The sequence below is a fragment of the Gynurincola endophyticus genome (assembly GCF_003991195.1).
GTDB lineage: Bacteria > Bacteroidota > Bacteroidia > Chitinophagales > Chitinophagaceae > Gynurincola > Gynurincola endophyticus.
In genome coordinates this window covers 232,750-249,910 of the sequence record NZ_RCWL01000002.1, presented here as the reverse complement: position 1 = coordinate 249,910, position 17,161 = coordinate 232,750, and the positions used below count along the sequence as shown (strand labels likewise).

14 protein-coding genes and 1 pseudogene are annotated in these 17,161 nt (G+C 40.3%); 7 read left to right on the top strand and 8 right to left on the bottom strand.

What is annotated here, in order from left to right:
• Positions 1-54: 54 nt before the first annotated feature.
• Entirely contained in the window at positions 55-1,590 is a 1,536-nt protein-coding gene (locus D9O48_RS05020; protein ID WP_158624818.1) for an NAD(P)H-hydrate dehydratase, read from the bottom strand.
• Positions 1,529-2,695, bottom strand: coding sequence for a serine hydrolase domain-containing protein (locus D9O48_RS05015; RefSeq protein ID WP_158624817.1), 1,167 nt, complete (start codon positions 2,693-2,695; stop codon positions 1,529-1,531). The genes D9O48_RS05020 and D9O48_RS05015 overlap by 62 nt, the downstream gene beginning before the upstream one ends.
• A gap of 181 nt (positions 2,696-2,876) precedes the next feature.
• Between D9O48_RS05015 and serA the strand changes: the two genes are divergently transcribed.
• Positions 2,877-4,115 (top strand): phosphoglycerate dehydrogenase, encoded by a 1,239-nt coding sequence (serA, locus tag D9O48_RS05010; RefSeq protein ID WP_126971255.1) that lies wholly within the window; start codon positions 2,877-2,879, stop codon positions 4,113-4,115.
• Between the two features lie 130 nt (positions 4,116-4,245).
• Positions 4,246-5,562, top strand: coding sequence for an NAD(P)/FAD-dependent oxidoreductase (locus D9O48_RS05005; protein ID WP_126971253.1), 1,317 nt, complete (start codon positions 4,246-4,248; stop codon positions 5,560-5,562).
• A 264-nt stretch (positions 5,563-5,826) separates the two neighbouring features.
• Here the strand turns inward: D9O48_RS05005 and D9O48_RS05000 are convergent, their stop codons facing one another.
• From D9O48_RS05000 to D9O48_RS04980, 5 genes are all read right to left on the bottom strand, one after another.
• Positions 5,827-7,542: a S8 family peptidase gene (locus D9O48_RS05000; protein ID WP_199750501.1), complete on the bottom strand. Its 1,716-nt coding sequence runs from the start codon at positions 7,540-7,542 to the stop codon at positions 5,827-5,829.
• Positions 7,543-7,831: 289 nt separating this feature from the next.
• Positions 7,832-9,322, bottom strand: coding sequence for an OmpA family protein (locus D9O48_RS04995; RefSeq protein ID WP_158624816.1), 1,491 nt, complete (start codon positions 9,320-9,322; stop codon positions 7,832-7,834).
• A 98-nt stretch (positions 9,323-9,420) separates the two neighbouring features.
• Positions 9,421-10,944, bottom strand: a complete 1,524-nt coding sequence (amaB, locus tag D9O48_RS04990; protein ID WP_126971249.1) for an L-piperidine-6-carboxylate dehydrogenase — start codon at positions 10,942-10,944, stop codon at positions 9,421-9,423.
• Positions 10,945-11,014: 70 nt separating this feature from the next.
• Positions 11,015-11,596, bottom strand: coding sequence for a DJ-1/PfpI family protein (locus D9O48_RS04985; protein WP_126971247.1), 582 nt, complete (start codon positions 11,594-11,596; stop codon positions 11,015-11,017).
• Between the two features lie 82 nt (positions 11,597-11,678).
• A complete protein-coding gene (locus D9O48_RS04980; protein WP_126971245.1) occupies positions 11,679-12,017 on the bottom strand; it encodes a single-stranded DNA-binding protein in 339 nt (112 codons plus the stop codon).
• Positions 12,018-12,098: 81 nt separating this feature from the next.
• On the opposite strand from D9O48_RS04980, the gene D9O48_RS04975 reads away from it, so the two are divergent.
• Both D9O48_RS04975 and D9O48_RS19020 read left to right on the top strand, forming a co-directional pair.
• Entirely contained in the window at positions 12,099-12,401 is a 303-nt protein-coding gene (locus D9O48_RS04975; protein WP_126971243.1) for a hypothetical protein, read from the top strand.
• A 217-nt stretch (positions 12,402-12,618) separates the two neighbouring features.
• Positions 12,619-13,779 (top strand): annotated as a pseudogene (locus D9O48_RS19020) (DUF2851 family protein); the annotation flags it as partial.
• Between the two features lie 45 nt (positions 13,780-13,824).
• On the opposite strand, the gene D9O48_RS04950 reads toward D9O48_RS19020, so the two are convergent.
• The gene (locus D9O48_RS04950; RefSeq protein WP_126971237.1) at positions 13,825-14,229 is read right to left on the bottom strand and encodes an OsmC family protein; all 405 of its coding nucleotides are present in this window, start codon (positions 14,227-14,229) and stop codon (positions 13,825-13,827) included.
• A 49-nt stretch (positions 14,230-14,278) separates the two neighbouring features.
• Here D9O48_RS04950 and D9O48_RS04945 point away from each other — a divergent pair, with 49 nt between their 5' ends.
• The 3 genes from D9O48_RS04945 to D9O48_RS04935 are packed head-to-tail and all read left to right on the top strand — an operon-like array spanning position 14,279 to position 17,013.
• Positions 14,279-15,076 carry a hypothetical protein gene (locus D9O48_RS04945; protein ID WP_126971235.1) on the top strand — a complete coding sequence of 266 codons (798 nt, stop codon included), beginning with the start codon at positions 14,279-14,281 and terminating at the stop codon, positions 15,074-15,076.
• A 45-nt stretch (positions 15,077-15,121) separates the two neighbouring features.
• Positions 15,122-16,063 (top strand): lipoyl synthase, encoded by a 942-nt coding sequence (gene lipA / locus D9O48_RS04940; RefSeq protein WP_126971233.1) that lies wholly within the window; start codon positions 15,122-15,124, stop codon positions 16,061-16,063.
• Positions 16,064-16,065: 2 nt separating this feature from the next.
• The gene (locus tag D9O48_RS04935; RefSeq protein WP_126971231.1) at positions 16,066-17,013 is read left to right on the top strand and encodes a phosphodiester glycosidase family protein; all 948 of its coding nucleotides are present in this window, start codon (positions 16,066-16,068) and stop codon (positions 17,011-17,013) included.
• Positions 17,014-17,161: the final 148 nt, after the last annotated feature.

The following is a 17,161-nucleotide window of genomic DNA, read 5'->3' as shown; positions in this document are numbered from 1 at the left end:
TTGGAACACAAATCTAATGTCAGCGTATTAACTCAATATTAAGTGTAAATGAACTTAATATGAAATTTTCATTTGAAGATAAGCAGCTCCCAGCTGCTCAATAACATCACTGGCAATCAGGCTGGGGTAACCAAGTGATTCTGCTGCAATATCAGCAGCATATCCGTGCCAGTAAACACCGATTAAAGCCGCGTCAAGTCCGTTATAGCCTTGTGCAGCCAACGAAGTGATAATACCTGTTAGAACATCGCCCATGCCGGCCGATGCCATTCCCGGATTGCCGGTAGTATTAAAGAACACATTTCCCTCTTTATCAATTACCCGTGTAAATTTTCCTTTTAATACCAGCGTAACCTTATTCGTTTTACAATAATCGAGGCATTGTGCCAATAAGTGAAGACTATTGTATGCGTCACCGGTTAATTTCTTGGCTTCTTTAACGTGTGGTGTCAGAATAGTATCTGCATGGAAATGTACATCATTTAAAGAGGTGATTAAATGGATGGCGTCTGCATCTATCACCAATGGTTTATGGCTGTTTAAAGCTTTTTTTAGAAGAGACAACGACCGGTCATTGATTCCTAAACCCGAACCGATACCGATTGCCTGAAATTCATTTTCTTCTGAAAAGGTCAATACATCTTTTACCAGTACTTCAGGAGTAGTTTGATGTATTACTGAAAATTGCGAAGAAGGGATAATACCGGTGGTTTTACCGGCTCCTGTTCTCATGCTTGCACGACAGGCTAATACTGCGGCACCCATCATACCTTCTGATCCTGCAATCAAACCTGCATGGCCATGCGTACCTTTGTGAGAGAACTGCCGGATAGGTTGCAAAATAGTTTGAATCAAACTTGTATCCGACCAAAAATAATTAGTAACAGTATCAGGCTTAAAATCTGTTGATAAACCAATATCCAACACCGTAATATCACCGGTAAATTTTTCAGATTCTGGAAATAAAAAACTTTGCTTGTAAGTACCGAACGTTAATGTATGATGGGCTCTTACGGCATTATCAGCAAACTGATGCAGGTCTGCATACCAACCGCTCGGTATATCAACGGATACAACAGGAAAACTGCTTTGATTTAAGTAAGTAACCAATTCAAGGTAGATACCGGCGAGGGGCCGGTTGCTTCCGATTCCCAGAATGGCATCTACAATAATAGTGTTATCGGCAAAGTGAGGAAAATCACTGCTTTTTTCGATTGGTTTAATGCCGGATAAACGTTCATAATTTACTTTGGCATCTTCCGTAAGCGCATCGGTATTTCCTATCAGATAAACGGTTACCTGAAAACCCTGATAGCGTAATTGACGTGCTATCGCAAAGCCGTCGCCGCCATTGTTTCCCGTACCACAGAAGATACAGAAGTGATGTTGAGTACTATACTGTAGAATGATCCAATTCGTAACTGCCTGAGCGGCCTGTTCCATTAATTGAAGGCTTGTGATCGATTGGGCGTTCATCGTGTAGCTATCCCAATCTTTCATATCACTGGCGGTTAATATGGGCGTTGCATTATTCATCTTCGCTGACAAGGTATTTACCACCCTGATAATATTCTCCGAAAATATCGGCAATCACTCTGATTTCATATACACCCGAATAGTTGTTATTCGACAAAGCAATCAGGGTAACATCTTCGTCGAGGCAACGATATAAAGCTGCACGATTTCCGTGCCACCATCCGTTGTGATAAATAATACGTTTTTTATTGGAAAAATCTTTCATTCTCCACCCCAAACCATAATTCAGGGTACCTGGTTTTTCAAAACTATAAGGGGAGTAAGCTTTGTTTAACAATGAATCATTAATGAAACCGTTTTTTAAAGCCTGGTCCCATTTCAATAAATCCCGTACCGTACTGTAAATATTTTTATCCCCATAAACATAATCAAGATAGTCAAATTTATACAATCTTCCATTGGCATAATAGGAAGGGATATGGCGGGCAGAATCTTTATGTTGAAAAACATAAGTGTCATTCATTTGCAGTGGTTCAAAAATCTTTTTCTGCATATAGTCGGGGTAGGAGGAACCGCTTACTTTTTCAATAATCAGTGCCAGCAAAGCATAGTTGGTATTAGAGTAGGCAAAGCCTTTATTGGCAGTACGGATACCTATCTGATGATGGTTTTTGGCAAGGAAGTCAAGTATATCCTGGTTATTTACAAACTCACCGGTATTCCAACCGTAGTTCTCCATGAAATGATCGTAGGTGGGTAAACCGCTCCGGTGGTTTAAAAGAGATTCAACGGTAGCTGTACTGGAGGGAAAGCTGGGTAAATACTGCTGAACTGCGTCTTTCAGTTCAAGTTTGCCTTCCTGAACGAGTTGTAGGATTGCGCCGGCGGTTAACGTTTTAGAAACCGAGGCGATATGAAAGGGTGTATGTGCATTAATACTGTCTTTACCTTTTCTGGGTTGGGTAGTACCAACGTATTTTTCGAAAATGATGTTACCGTTTTTGGCAATCAGAAAGGCTCCGTTATTTTGTCGTTGAAGGGTTTTACGGGTAAGAGAATCTATAATGTCAATTTGTTCTTTATAGGTTTCGGTGACGTGAATAGGCTCGAGAACAGCGTCTTCAATATCAGCCGGTTCGATGGGTGCTCCTTGCTGCTGGTTACTTCCACAGGAATATATCAAAAAAGCCAAACTAAGGCTCAGGAATACTTTTTTCAAAGGTTTACATTTTATTGGGTCACAAATTTACAAATAAGTTAAAAAAAACAGGTATAAAAATGAATAATACCTGTAACAAATTATACCTTCGCAATCTATTTACAATGCCCTATCTTTGCGGCTTCAACTACCGATTGCTTCCAAAAACCATGCTTAAATTGTAACGAACACCACTTGAATTATGAGTGACCTTAAACACACCAGTTATCCAAAAGAGAAGGTAAATATTCTTTTATTGGAAAATATTAGTGATAAAGCGGTGAAATTTTTTAAAGATGCAGGCTATACATCGGTTAAAAAATTGAGTGGAGCCTTAACGGAAGAACAGTTAATAAAAGAAATTAAGGACGTACACCTGTTAGGTATTCGTTCTAAAACGACTATCTCTGCAAAAGTTTTGGAAGCTGCCACCAAGCTTCAGGCAATCGGCTGTTTTTGTATAGGCGTTAATCAGGTTGATTTAACGGCGGCTACTAAAAAAGGAGTGGTTGTTTTAAATGCTCCCTACTCTAATACCCGTTCTGTAGCTGAACTGGTGATCGGCTCTTCCATCATGCTGATCAGAAAAATCATTGATAAAAATAAGGCTGCACATGAAGGTGTCTGGATGAAAGATGCCAAAGGCAGCTTTGAACTGAGAGGTAAAACTTTAGGCATTATCGGCTATGGAAACATCGGAACACAGGTGAGTATCCTGGCTGAAGCATTCGGTATGAAAGTCGTTTTTTACGATGCTGTTACGAAATTGCCCCTGGGAAATGCAGTAGCACGAAAAACGATTAAAGACGTGGTGAGTACTGCCGATATAATTACTTTGCACGTTCCTGAAAACGACACTACTAAAAATCTTATCAATAAAAATATTCTCAAACATTTTAAGCCCGGAAGTATTCTGATCAACTATGCACGAGGTGAAGTCGTTGATTTGGAAGCCTTAGCGAAATCTCTTAAAGAAGGGGCGCTGGGTGGTGCGGCGATTGATGTTTATCCCTGGGAGCCTGAAAAGAACGGCGACCAGTTTACTACACCGCTTCAAAACCTGCCGAATGTGATTTTAACACCGCATATCGGTGGTTCAACAGAAGAAGCACAAATGAATATCGGGGACGATGTGAGTAATAAACTCTACCAATTCCTGGAAAAAGGAATTACCAGCGGTTCACATACCGTTCCGTCACTCAGTTTACCCCCTCAGGAAGGAACCCACCGGATTCTGCATATTCACAGAAACGTGCCGGGTGTACTTTCGGCTATCAATACACAACTTTCTAAGAATAAGATCAATATCGTTGCTCAATACCTGAAAACCAATGAGGAAATAGGTTATGTAGTACTTGATGTTGATCGAAAACTTTCCACGACTGCTTTGAAATTATTAAAAGAGGTAAAAGAAACGATTAAGGTTCGCGTAGTTTATTAACACAATTCTGTCATAAAATGACCGGATTAAACTATTTAGAACTTTTTGCTGGTATGATTGTTTAATAATTGATTCACTATCACTACTTTTTAAGTGGCGATAGTAAAGACTTTAATTAATTTATAAGATTATGAAAGTTCTCATTGTCGGAGGAGGATTTGCAGGTTTAAAATTAGCCCGGAAACTCAATAATAAACCGGGTTTCGAAGTGACGTTGTTGGATAAGGTGAATTATCACCAGTTTCAACCACTCTTTTATCAGGTTGCTACTGCAGGACTGGATGCCAGCAATATCTCTTTTCCACTTCGTAAAGTTTTTCATAAAAGTAAGAATGTTCGTTTCCGTTTAGGAGTATTACATGAAATCGTTGCTGATCAGAATAAAGTAACGACTTCTATCGGAGATATTGAATACGATATTTTAGTGCTGGCAACAGGCGCTGATACTAATTTCTTCGGAAATGAAGAGTTGGCCAAAAATGCCCAGCCAATGAAGTCAACCGCTGAAGCATTACAGCTTCGTCACAGGCTTATAGAAAATTTTGAGCATGCAGTCATTGCGAAAGATGAGAATCTGAAAAAACAACTCCTCACTATCGTTGTAGTAGGAGGCGGGCCTACCGGTGTTGAATTGGGAGGTGCTCTGGCTGAAATGAAACGTTATACACTTCCGAAAGATTATCCGGAGATAGATTTTCACGACATGAATATCTATCTCATTGAAGGTTCACCGAGAACACTGGCTGCAATGAGTGAAAAATCATCGGCCGATTCACGTCAGTATCTGGAACGTTTAGGAGTGAATGTAATCACTAATACTGTTGTAAAAAACTATGACGGTAATACGGTAACGCTGATGAATGGTGAAACCATTGATACGGCTATGGTAATCTGGGCTGCAGGTATTAAAGGAAATTTGCCGAAAGGAGTAGACCCTGAGTTGATTGTTCGTGGAAACCGCTTAAAAGTTGACCGTCAGAGCAAGGTAATCGGAATGAACAATATCTACGCTTTAGGTGATATTGCCAGCATGAGTACTGAGTTATACCCGAACGGACATCCGCAGGTAGCTTCTGCTGCTATACAACAGGCCGATCTGCTGGCTGATAATTTACAACGAATTGAGAGCAGGAGTTCACCAAATAACCTCGTGAATTTTGAATACAATGATAAGGGCTCAATGGCTACGGTAGGACGTAACCTGGCCGTTGTGGATATTCCAAAACCTAAAATTCACTTCAAAGGCTTTTTTGCCTGGTTAATCTGGATGGGGTTACACCTGATGCTGATACTGGGCGTGAAAAACCGTTTATTCGTATTCCTGAACTGGTTTTATAACTATTTCACTTATGATCAGTCGTTGAGATTATTATTCAAAAATACCTATAAAGAAATTAATAACAGAGAGTTGAAGCTGGAAAGCGGAGAACTTAACCTGAGAAGCTAGTTCCCGGAAGAATAATATAAAGAAGCTTAATAGAAGAGTAATGATTCATTACCGGCTATTATTTACACAGTCAGATTTTTTTAAATTTAGATAAGAAGAGTTCGGTTGATGGCCGGGCTCTTTTTATTTATACACTATGTAAAGATTATTAAGCTGCTTTTGGCGGTAAACATTTTCTGATGGTAATTAGATTTTCAACAACCTACTTTATACTGATAATAAAAAATCCCTCTAAGTTACTTAGAGGGATTTTTTATTATTTGTTTATTTATTTTTCTTCTTTGACTTCTTTTCTTTTTTCTGTTTTTTCTCTTTAACCGGTTTTTTATCATTGAAACCTGCCGGTACCGGATATGTATCTGCTAATACCACTGCGTTGTAAACATTCACAACACCGCCGGTTTTGCTGATTGTATTTAAATTGGTTTTATCAGTAGTACCAGGAATATTGATGGTATTCTCAGGAGCTACTACTGACTTTTCAATAATTTCTTTTACCTGCTCGGCTGTTAAGTACGGATAATATGACATTAGCAGAGCCGCTACTCCGGCTACTACAGGAGAAGCCATAGAGGTACCGTTTGCAAAACCGTAAGTATTACCACCAGGGATTGTTGAATAAATTCTTACTCCCGGAGCAAATACATCTACACTTTTACCGTAGTTAGAAAATCTGGCAGTTACACCACCATTAGAAAAATCGCCGGAAGCACCTACTTCGATCCAGTTTTTAGCTACTTCGCCATTTAGTAAAGATGCTTTTGGATAGTTATGTTCGATATCTACATTCTTTGCATCATTACCTGCCGCGTGTACTAATAAAACACCTTTGTCTGCAGCATATTTAACCGCATCATCTACCCAATGCTTTTCAGGTGAGAAGCTTTTTCCAAAGCTCATATTAATCACTTTAGCTCCATTGTCTACTGCATATCGGATTGCCAGAGCAATATCTTTATCGTGCTCATCACCATCCGGTACGGCGCGTAAGGTCATGATGCTTACGTTATCAGCAACACCGTCAAGTCCTAAACCATTATTTCTTACAGCAGCAATAATACCTGATACGTGTGTACCATGGAATGGTGTATTGGCCATTACATCACTATTGCCATAACCAATATCTTTAATATCGTTATAGTTGTCTCCTACAATTTTATTACGATACTCTTCAGGAGCCATTCGTTTTGCTTTATCCTTGCCTTCTTCGCTATCTAAGAATGCCTGAAAACCCTGTACGAAGTCAGTGTTTTTATCATCCATCATCTGATTGGCTTCAAACAAGTAGAGTAGTTGTGCTTTTGCTCTTTTAGCAGCTTCTGTTTGAGGTGCATAAGCTTTTAATTCATTACCGGTGAACTCTTTTTTCTTCATGTCATCACGAAGTACACTGTCACTGGCTTTCGTAGCATTTACGGCAGCACGCAATGCAAATAAATCAACGCTGATATCGCTATCTCCACCTAAAACCTGATCTTTTGCACGAACCCATGAATAATAAAGATATTTTTCGGAAGCATTCATTTTAGTGGTGTCTACACTTACTCCTTCATATTTTGATTTGAACTTGTGATAAACCCTGGCGGCTTCATATGAATCTTTTCCTACGTTCTCACCTTTTTTGTTTCCTAAAAAGTTCCAGCCATAAATATCATCTATGTATCCATTACCATCATCATCAATACCATTACCTGGTATTTCTTTTAAGTTTTTCCAAAGTACAGGTTTTAAGTCTTCATGCGTAGTATCGATACCAGAATCTATAACTCCTACAATTACAGGATTCGACGTTTTATTTTTTGTTTTTAAAAAGTCATATGCTTTCTGCAGGCTGATTCCATAAATACCATCTGCTCCTAAGTCTTTTAAATGCCAGCCTTCCTGCTTAATGGCTGCAGGTGCGCTTGTTTGCGCCATTCCATTATAACCAACAGTACCCAGAAGGGTCACTAGTCCAAGAGATTTTACAAAATGATTCATAACACTGTTTTTCTAATGATTTTGAAGCCACATATTAATAAAAAAATAGCACTTTTAGAGCTAGAAAATGTTAAACTGATCCTGATCAAACTGTCAGACATGTTTTAAGTCAACAAAATGTAAAAGGACGTTAAATTTTGTGGCAGATTTCTAAATATAATACAAACCTGGTAATAGTTAAACAGCCGATACAAATCTTCTCTGTATTTTATACGGAACTGATAGTCATTTTAGATGAGCATCACCGCATTTAAATAAAAAAGGTTACCATCGGTAACCTTTTTATTGATTAATGTTGTGTGATTTGAATTTCAACCCGGCGGTTTTTTGACTTACCGGCGGCAGTCGTATTATCAGCAATAGGTTTGGTATCTCCGAAACCAATTGCCTTAATCCGTTTCGAGTCGATACCTTTTGACTCAATATATTGCTTCACGCGCAGTGCTCTGCGTTCAGAAAGTGCCAGATTATTTTCCGGTAAACCAACGTTATCGGTGTGCCCCTCAATCGTAATGATCAGGCGGTTATCATCTTTAAGAATTTGCGCCAGCTCATCTAATGATTTGTAAGAAGTTTTTTTCAATTCTTCCGATCCTGTTTCAAAATAGATATTCGAAGCCGTTAGTTTTACTTTTTCGATTACTTTTTGTTCAATAGGCGCACAACCTTTTAATGAATCGATGCCCGGAGTTAACGGACATGCATCATCTTTGTCAGGAATACCATCGCCATCTGTATCCGGCCACGGGCAACCTTTGTTAGCAATCGGGCCAGGAATAGAAGGACAAGCATCTTCTTCGTCATTTACACCGTCACCATCTGTATCCGGAACCGGACAGCCTTTGTACTTAGCGAGGCCAGGCTGGGTAGGACAAGCATCTTCTTCATCATTTACACCGTCGCCGTCTGTATCAGGAACCGGGCAACCCTGGTATTTGGCGAGGCCCGGAACACCCGGACATGCATCGTCTTTATCCGGAATGCCATCCCCATCCAGGTCTGGGCAACCGTTAAAAGCAATTTCTCCTTTTACGAAAGGACAGGCATCTGCTGCATCGGGTATACCATCTCCATCGGTGTCTTTTGGTTTTTGTTCGGGTTTGTTCAACCAAAAACCAACAGAAGCACCTGCGGAGCGATGATAAGATTTGTTGTCGAAGTGATAAGTATAAAAGTTTTGGAGCCCGTGCGTGTAAAATGCTGACAGAATGATTTTCTTTAAAGAAAAACCAGCCCGTCCACTTAAACCATAATCAATGGTTTTAATTTTATTGGGTGCATTTCCCACTTCGTGCGGAATATTATTGGTACTCCAGGTAGTAAGGGAGTTGTTAATGATTTGAGTTTCATTTTGATTTTCACCACTTATATAAGCACCGAAGTAGGCACCTGCCCCGATGAAGAAACTGGATTCGGCCCCCAGTTTTATATGACGGGTGATATGTAAAGGAAATTCGATATAATTGGTTTTAAACCTCTGTTCAAAGAAGGCCGTGTCTGCTCCGGATATATTGGAGTCGTAATTTTTGTTGATGATTCGTCCTTTAGAAGAATAAAGCAACGCTGGTTGAAGCGACCAGAGTGATTGTTGAGAAAACGGGATATCGATTAGAAATCCGAGCTGCGCGCCTGTCCGTGATTTGTAGTCGGGATGAAAATAAGTGCCGGTATTAGACTCGCTCACTTGTGAAAATTGGGGTCCGCCTATAAATCCCACTTTAAGTTGGGCTTTAGTAATGGTTGAACTGCACAGGCACAATAAGAGTAGCAGGTATTTCATACGATTTAACATGGTCTAACAGCTATAACGTTTCGGATATATGAATAGTATCAAATGTACAAAGAAAAAGCGCGGAATTCCGCGCTTTTTCTTATTTCTTATAAATCGAATTTAATGCCTTGGGCTAGTGGGAGATTGGTAGAATAATTGATGGTATTGGTTTGCCTGCGCATATAAATTTTCCAGGCATCCGATCCGCTTTCTCTTCCTCCGCCGGTTTCTTTTTCTCCGCCAAATGCGCCACCGATTTCGGCACCGCTGGTACCGATATTCACATTGGCGATACCACAATCACTTCCTGAAGCAGAGAGGAATAATTCAGCCTCACGTAGGTTTAAGGTCATGATAGAGGAGGAAAGCCCTTGAGGAACACCGTTTTGTATTTCAATTGCTTCTTCAATGGTAGTATATTTCAGCAAATACAAAATAGGGGCAAAAGTTTCGTGTTGAACAATTGCATAGTCAGGTTTTGCTTCTGCGATGCATGGTTTTACATAACATCCGCTTTCATAGCCTGCACCTGTGAGTACGCCACCTTCAACAATGAAATTTCCACCTTCAGCTTTACACTTTTCAATTGATTGAAGATATTGCTGAACGGCATCTTTATCAATTAATGGACCGACGTGATTTTTCTGATCTAAAGGATCACCGATTTTTAATTGCCCGTAAGCTGAAACCAGTTTACTTTTTACGGTATCATATACGTCTTCATGAATAATCAGGCGACGGGTAGTGGTACATCTTTGTCCGGCAGTACCAACTGCTCCGAACAAGGCTCCAAGAATAGCGATATCCAGATCAGCCTCTTTTGAAATGATGATGGCGTTATTTCCACCCAATTCTAATAAAGATTTACCTAAACGTGCTGCAACGGCAGCGGCAACGGCTTTCCCCATACGGGTAGAGCCAGTGGCAGATATCAATGGAATGCGGGTGTCGGCTGCGAGCCATTCACCTGCTTCTCTTTCACCCATTACCAGTCCGCTAACGCCTTCCGGAACATTATTTTTAGCAAATACTTCGGAGATAATATGTTGACAGGCTACTGCGCAAAGAGGTGTTTTTTCGGAAGGTTTCCAAACGCAGACATCTCCGCAAATCCAGCCGAGCATCGTATTCCAGCTCCATACTGCCACAGGGAAGTTAAAAGCCGAAATAATACCTACAATACCTAAAGGATGATATTGGTCGTACATTCTGTGTTGCGGGCGTTCGCTGTGCAGGGTAGAGCCGTTTAACTGGCGTGATAAACCGACCGCAAAATCACAGATATCGATCATTTCCTGTACTTCGCCGTAACCTTCCTGTAAACTTTTTCCCATTTCATAGGAAACCAGTTTTCCAAGCGGTTCTTTATATTGACGAAGAGCTTCACCGATCTGACGAACGACTTCTCCTCTTTTAGGAGCAGGCCAGGTGCGCCAGACTTTAAAAGCTTCTTCCGCTTTTGCTATTACCAGATCATAATTTGCACGGTCTGCTACCTGAACAGAACCGATTAATTTACCATCCACCGGAGAATATGAATCCACCCATTTTCCTGTGCTTTCGAACCAGGTGTTACCGGTAGAAACACCTTTGTTTTTTGAAGTTAACTTCAGTGACTGTAAAAATTCCATACTAATTTTGATTGTTTTCGCGCTGACAAGTTACCAAAAATTAATCATTCCGGCTTATTCAAACGGTTTTTTAGCCGATATTGATCGTAATACCCAGTAACTGGTAAAATTCTTTCAGAATAGCCGGATGTCCGGGCCAGGCGGGGGAAGTGGTTAAATTACCATCGGTAATAGCCTCATCTACACCGATTTTTTTGTAATGCCCCCCTGCAATAGTTACTTCAGGCCCTACCGCTTCATAGGCGGTTAAGGATCTTCCCTTTACCACTCCGGCTGCGGTTAATATCTGTATTCCGTGGCAGATGGCTGCTACCGGCTTGTTCAGTTGAAAAAACTCTTTGGTAATGTCCAGTACTTTCTGGTTCAGACGGATGTATTCAGGAGCCCTTCCGCCACAAACATACAAACCATCATACTCTGATACAATCACCTTTTCTATATCTTTCGTAACGGGGAAATTGTGCCCCTTAGTTTCTGCATATGTCTGAAATCCTACAAAGTCATGAATAGCCGTGGCAACATGGTCGCCTTTCTTTTTGCCCGGACAAACCGTATCTACACTGCAACCGACCGATAATAAAGCCTGATAAGGTACCATTGCTTCGTAATCTTCCACAAAATCTCCCACCAGCATTAAAATTTTTTTATTCATATACTTTTGTTTTTTTATGTCTATAAAGTTAACGAATTAGGAAAAATTCATGCCCGGTGGAAGAGGATAAAGTTTTGTGAAATTACTTAGCAGCTGTTACTGCTAAAAAATGAGAAGCACGGATATCTGTACCATACCTTTTAACCCCCTGGGCATCCACATATTGATGGTACATCAGTTTACCCTCTACAGCTACCAGCATACCTTTTCTTAACTGTTCTGCCGCTTCATTACCCAGCTCATCCCAGAAAACCACCGTATGCCACTGCGTATCCGTTTGTTTTTCACCGTTTGCCTGTATATAATACTCGTTGGTGGCAATGCTCACTTTGGTTAATTTCTTGCCTTCACGATACTCATGTTGCTCCGGGTCATTTCCTAAATGCCCTACAATCTGTACTCGATTTCTAAAGTTTGCCATAAAAACAATTTTTGTAAAAATAACTGATAGAAAATCCAGCGGGTTGAAATAAACGTTTATAATAGAAGTAACTATTTACAAATGAAAAATTGCCTCTTTTGTCAAAATAAACTGGTGGGTCGCAGCGATAAAAAATTCTGTACAGAATTTTGTAGAAACCAGTTCAATAACCACCGCCTCACTGCTGATAACCAGCTGCTGAAGTCTATCAATATCATCCTTAAACGAAACCGGAATATTTTGAAACATATTCTCGCCTCCGATACCTCACCCCGTACCGTACATCTCAACGAATTATTACAAAACGGCTTTAATGTCCATTTCTTCACGCACGCACTGATCAGCGAAAACACCTTTTTCTGTTATGACTTCGGATTTCAATGAACCGATATTCCGTTAAAAGTTACTGTATTCGACTCAACCCGTTTTTTTAAAACATCTTAACCTGATTGCTAATTTATTTTTTATGAAACACTTTATTAAACATGAAAAACTGTTGCAGTTTATTTGGTTTCACTGTCTTTTTCAATTCAGAAATCTTGAAACCGAACAAGGTGATACGCTACTTATTTTTCATCCCGGACAATGAAATCATCAACAGGGGCCCGACTTCCTGCAGGCAAAAGTGAAGGTCGATCAAACTATATGGCACGGACATATTGAAGTACATCTTTTTGCCAGTGACTGGTGAAAACACCAGCATCAGCATGATCCGAATTACCGCAATGTAATTTTACATGTAGTGGCTGTAAATGATTTACCTCCCGAAAAATTACCTCCGGTACCCACTTTATCGCTGGAAGGAAAAATTCCTGTAGCACTCATCCACCGGTATGAGCAGTTATTCGAACAATCTGTTTTTATTCCCTGTCAATCATTTATTGCACAAACTCCTTCTTTGATAATGCTCAGCTGAAAAGAACGTTTACTCGCCGATTTTTTACAGAAAAAAAGTAAACTTTTACAACACAGATGGCATAAACTGGGCGGAGATTGGGAGCAGTGATTATGAGAAGAAATTGCAATTGCCTTCGGCAGACCCTTTAATCAGTTTGCCTTTGAAAATCTGGCTACTTCCATTCCTTTTAAATTAATAAAAGATTTAGGAAATGATGTTTCTATGATTGAAGCACTACTTTTCGGTCAGCAGGGCTTTTTTCAGCAGGATATCTGCGAACCGTATTTTTTACGCCTGAAAGCAATTTATCTACAACTCAAAGTATGTTTTTCTCTTTCAACGCACCCTATGCCTTTGTATTATTTCAGAATGAGACCAAATAATTTTCCGACTATACGTTTGGCGCAATTAGCACAATGATTGTCCGGCGTACATCATCTGGCAGATTATCTACAGCGTTCGCCCGCTGAATGAATTGAATTATTGCAATGCTCCGCAGGAGAATATTGAAATGATCATTACATTTTCGGAGTAAGCTCAAATACTGTCAGCAAACATTCCGGACGTTCGTTTATTTTCAATGTGATTGCCAATACAATTATCCCTTGTTTGTTTTTTTATCATCGTCAGGTAAAATCATCCGGTGAAGTGGATTGGCTGAACTTATACCAACAGCTGCGTGCAGAACAAAATCAGGTAATTGATGAATTTAAAAAGTTGAAAGTGCCGGTTAAAAGCCGGCTGGACTCACAAAGCCTGTTATATATGAAAAAAGAATATTGTGATGAAAAACGTTGCCTCGAATGTATGCTGGGGCTGCATTGGCTAAAACAGGGGGCAGATAAGAACAGCCCTAACTATTAAGATACAAAAAAAACTCCATTCGGCAAAATGGAGCTTTTGTATTGATTACCAGTTGAATACGATGTTGGTTTCAATGTCAGGGTGAATACTGTAAGCCACCGGGCAGGTTCTTGCCGCTCTTTCAAGAATAGTTCTTGATTTTTCATCAAGTTCCAGCGTAGCCGGGAAAGAAAATGTTAAATTTATTCCGCCGATTCGTCTCGGATCTGCCTTCATGATCTTTTCCACCTCTATTTTAACCCCTTTTAAATCGATATTCATCTCCCTTGCCTTTATACCCATGATGGTTAACATACACGAGCCTAATGCAGTAGCAACAAGGTCTGTAGGCGAAAAACGCTCTCCGTTTCCCTGATTATCAAGCGGCGCATCGGTTTCAATTACATTTCCTGAATTCAGGTGTGTACAAACTGTTCTTAAATTGCCGTCGTATACGATAGTTGATGTCATTGAATATAATTTTACCTTAAATTTACGTTGAATATTTAAAACGCTTCCAGTGAAGAAATTACTACTGTTATTTTGTTTCAGCAGCTTTTTAGTGCTAAGTTATGCGCAATCTACGATAGAATCGCCCAATCGCAAAGCCGAAAAAAAAGCAGCCCGTCAGCAAATGATCAACGACCTCATCAAACAGGAAGAGGAGGGGGCTATCATTTTTAATAAACAAAATACCTTTGGTGTGCGTTTAAATAGTGACGGATATGGAATCCGTTATGAACATATGCGTTTTAAAACCAATACCAGAGCTTTTCTTTTTCAGGCTGAATTAAACGAGAAAAAGCATCCTAAAGAGAAAAAGCTGAGTTATAGCGACGGTGCCTATAATTATACTACCCTGATTTACGGTAAAATGAATAATAATTACCAGCTGAATCTGGGAGTAGGCCAGCAGCACCTGATTGGCGGTAAAGGCAATAAAAACGGTGTAGCAGTTTCGGGTGTGTATGTGGGCGGCCTGGTGCTGGGGCTTGAAAAACCTTATCTCATTGATGTGGTGGATTCCAGCAACCGCCGGTTTGTTTCTCAATATCCCGAATTGATTGATAAAGGATATTACGAGGTCGGACATGCCGGTTTCGGACAGGGCTGGGGCGATATCAAAGTAAACCCCGGTGCATATGTACAGGCCGGATTAAGATTCGATTATGGCCGCTATAACGAAGTGGTTGGTGCAGTTGAAGCAGGTATTAAAGCTGAATATTATAGTAAAGGGATGGCCCAGATGGCTTATGTTGAACCTAAAAACTTTTTCTTCTCCGGGTATATTACCCTCATTTTTGGGAAGAGAAAGTAATCATGTACATTTGTACTTTGGAGCTACCGACCTAAATTTGTAAATATGCAAGAACTTCCGATTGTAAATAGTGCGAGTGTACAGAATACAAGTGAAAAAATTAAAAAGCCCAACTGGTTACGTGTAAAGTTACCAATTGGTGAAAGCTATAAACATGTTCGCGGATTGGTAGATACTCATAAGTTACATACCATCTGTGAATCGGGTAATTGCCCGAACATGGGAGAGTGCTGGGGAGACGGTACCGCTACTTTTATGATTTTAGGGAATATCTGTACCAGAAGCTGCGGATTCTGCGCAGTAGCAACCGGCAGGCCATTAGCGGTAGATTGGGACGAGCCACAGCGTGTAGCAGAAGCGATTCACCTCATGAAAGTAAAACACGCGGTCATTACTTCAGTAGACCGTGATGAACTGAAAGATGGTGGTAGCATCATCTGGTACAATACCATTAAAGCTGTAAAAGCTTTAAACCCCGATACTACTTTAGAAACATTGATTCCTGACTTCAAAGGCGAAGTTGAAAATATTCAAAGAGTGATTGATGCTGCTCCTGAAGTGGTATCGCACAATATTGAAACCGTTGAACGTTTAACACGTAAAGTACGTATTCAGGCAAAATATCACCGTAGCATGGAAACACTCAGAGTATTGAAACAAGGTGGTATGCGTACCAAATCAGGCGTTATGCTGGGTTTAGGTGAAACCAGAGAAGAAGTATTGCAAACCATGCGCGACCTCGTAAACAGTGGGGTAGATGTTATTACCATGGGGCAATACCTTCAACCTACTAAAAAGCATTTACCTGTTCAGCGCTTCGTGCACCCTGACGAATTTGCTTTTTACCGCGAAGCCGGTTACGAAATGGGCTTTGATTATGTAGAAAGCGGTCCGTTGGTACGTTCTTCTTACCATTCAGACCGACATGTTATTGCCGGATACGGTAGAAAAAAATGGCAAGCTGAAAAAGAACTGCAAACTTTTTAATAGTGAAATATATTTCCCTTACAAAAAAGTTATTAATAGTAACGCTATTAGTAACTTTTTTTATGCCCGCAGCCTTCTCGCAGTGGAAAAATGTATCAGACCGGTATCAACCACTGCCCGCTGATATGGATGTGTTTTATACCGATGATCTTTTCAATGGTCGCGCTTTTCAGGCATATTATGCTGTTATCCGTCCTTCAGGTAAAACCCGCTTTGAAACTGCTGTCGGAAACGGCAAAAGATTCACTCCGCAAGAGTATTACGAACGCGAGGGCAAACCGTTGATGGTAGTGAATACCACTTTCTTCTCATTTGAAACAAATCAGAATCTGAACATGGTGGTAAAAAACGGAAAGCTGGTAGCTTATAATGTATCTGCTGTATCCGTAAAGGATACCGATAGTTTTTATTATCCTACCACCGGCGCATTTGGAATCAGTAAAAAACAAGTACCGGATATTGCCTGGACATTTACCGACTCTTCTAAAAAACATGCTTACGCATTACAGCAACATCCTTCAGTCGTAAAGGGAACTGCTTCCAAACCTTCTTTAAAAAACCTGCAACTAAAACCTGCCGCACGCAAGTGGAAGGTGGAAACTGCTGTAGGAGGAGGGCCTGTTCTCGTGCAGAACGGAATGGTAAGAGTAACAAATACCGAAGAACGGAAATTCGTTACAGGTTTACTTGACCTGCATCCTCGTACTGCGATCGGCTATAAACCTGATGGTTCTGTCATTATTCTGATAGTAGCCGGCAGAATGCCAGGTATTGCCGAAGGAATCAATCTGAAAGAATTGGCAGAGTTATTCGTGTCTTTAGGATGTGTAGAGGCTTTAAACCTCGATGGCGGTGGTAGTAGCTGTATGCTGATCAATGGCAAAGAAACAATTACACCGAGTAGCAAGGGTGAACAACGTCCGGTTCCGGCGGTGTTGATGGTGAGATAAAATTTTTTATGAAAGAATTCAGGAACTGAGATTTGATAATGCATAGGTGGCTTATTCCTTAATTTCTGTACAGCCTGTCTGAACATTTAATTGTTCGTGAACGAATTATTCTGCTCATTACAAATAAATGGTTGTAAAATATGCCGCT

Bases quoted from the DNA above. Each gene is read 5' to 3' on its own strand.
- serA (WP_126971255.1), top strand. From the start codon at position 2,877: ATGAGTGACCTTAAACACACCAGTTATCCAAAAGAGAAGGTAAATATT.
- D9O48_RS05005 (WP_126971253.1), top strand. From the start codon at position 4,246: ATGAAAGTTCTCATTGTCGGAGGAGGATTTGCAGGTTTAAAATTAGCC.
- D9O48_RS05000 (WP_199750501.1), bottom strand. From the start codon at position 7,542: ATGAATCATTTTGTAAAATCTCTTGGACTAGTGACCCTTCTGGGTACT.
- D9O48_RS04995 (WP_158624816.1), bottom strand. From the start codon at position 9,322: ATGAAATACCTGCTACTCTTATTGTGCCTGTGCAGTTCAACCATTACT.
- amaB (WP_126971249.1), bottom strand. From the start codon at position 10,944: ATGGAATTTTTACAGTCACTGAAGTTAACTTCAAAAAACAAAGGTGTT.
- D9O48_RS04985 (WP_126971247.1), bottom strand. From the start codon at position 11,596: ATGAATAAAAAAATTTTAATGCTGGTGGGAGATTTTGTGGAAGATTAC.
- D9O48_RS04980 (WP_126971245.1), bottom strand. From the start codon at position 12,017: ATGGCAAACTTTAGAAATCGAGTACAGATTGTAGGGCATTTAGGAAAT.
- D9O48_RS04975 (WP_126971243.1), top strand. From the start codon at position 12,099: ATGAAAAATTGCCTCTTTTGTCAAAATAAACTGGTGGGTCGCAGCGAT.
- D9O48_RS04950 (WP_126971237.1), bottom strand. From the start codon at position 14,229: ATGACATCAACTATCGTATACGACGGCAATTTAAGAACAGTTTGTACA.
- lipA (WP_126971233.1), top strand. From the start codon at position 15,122: ATGCAAGAACTTCCGATTGTAAATAGTGCGAGTGTACAGAATACAAGT.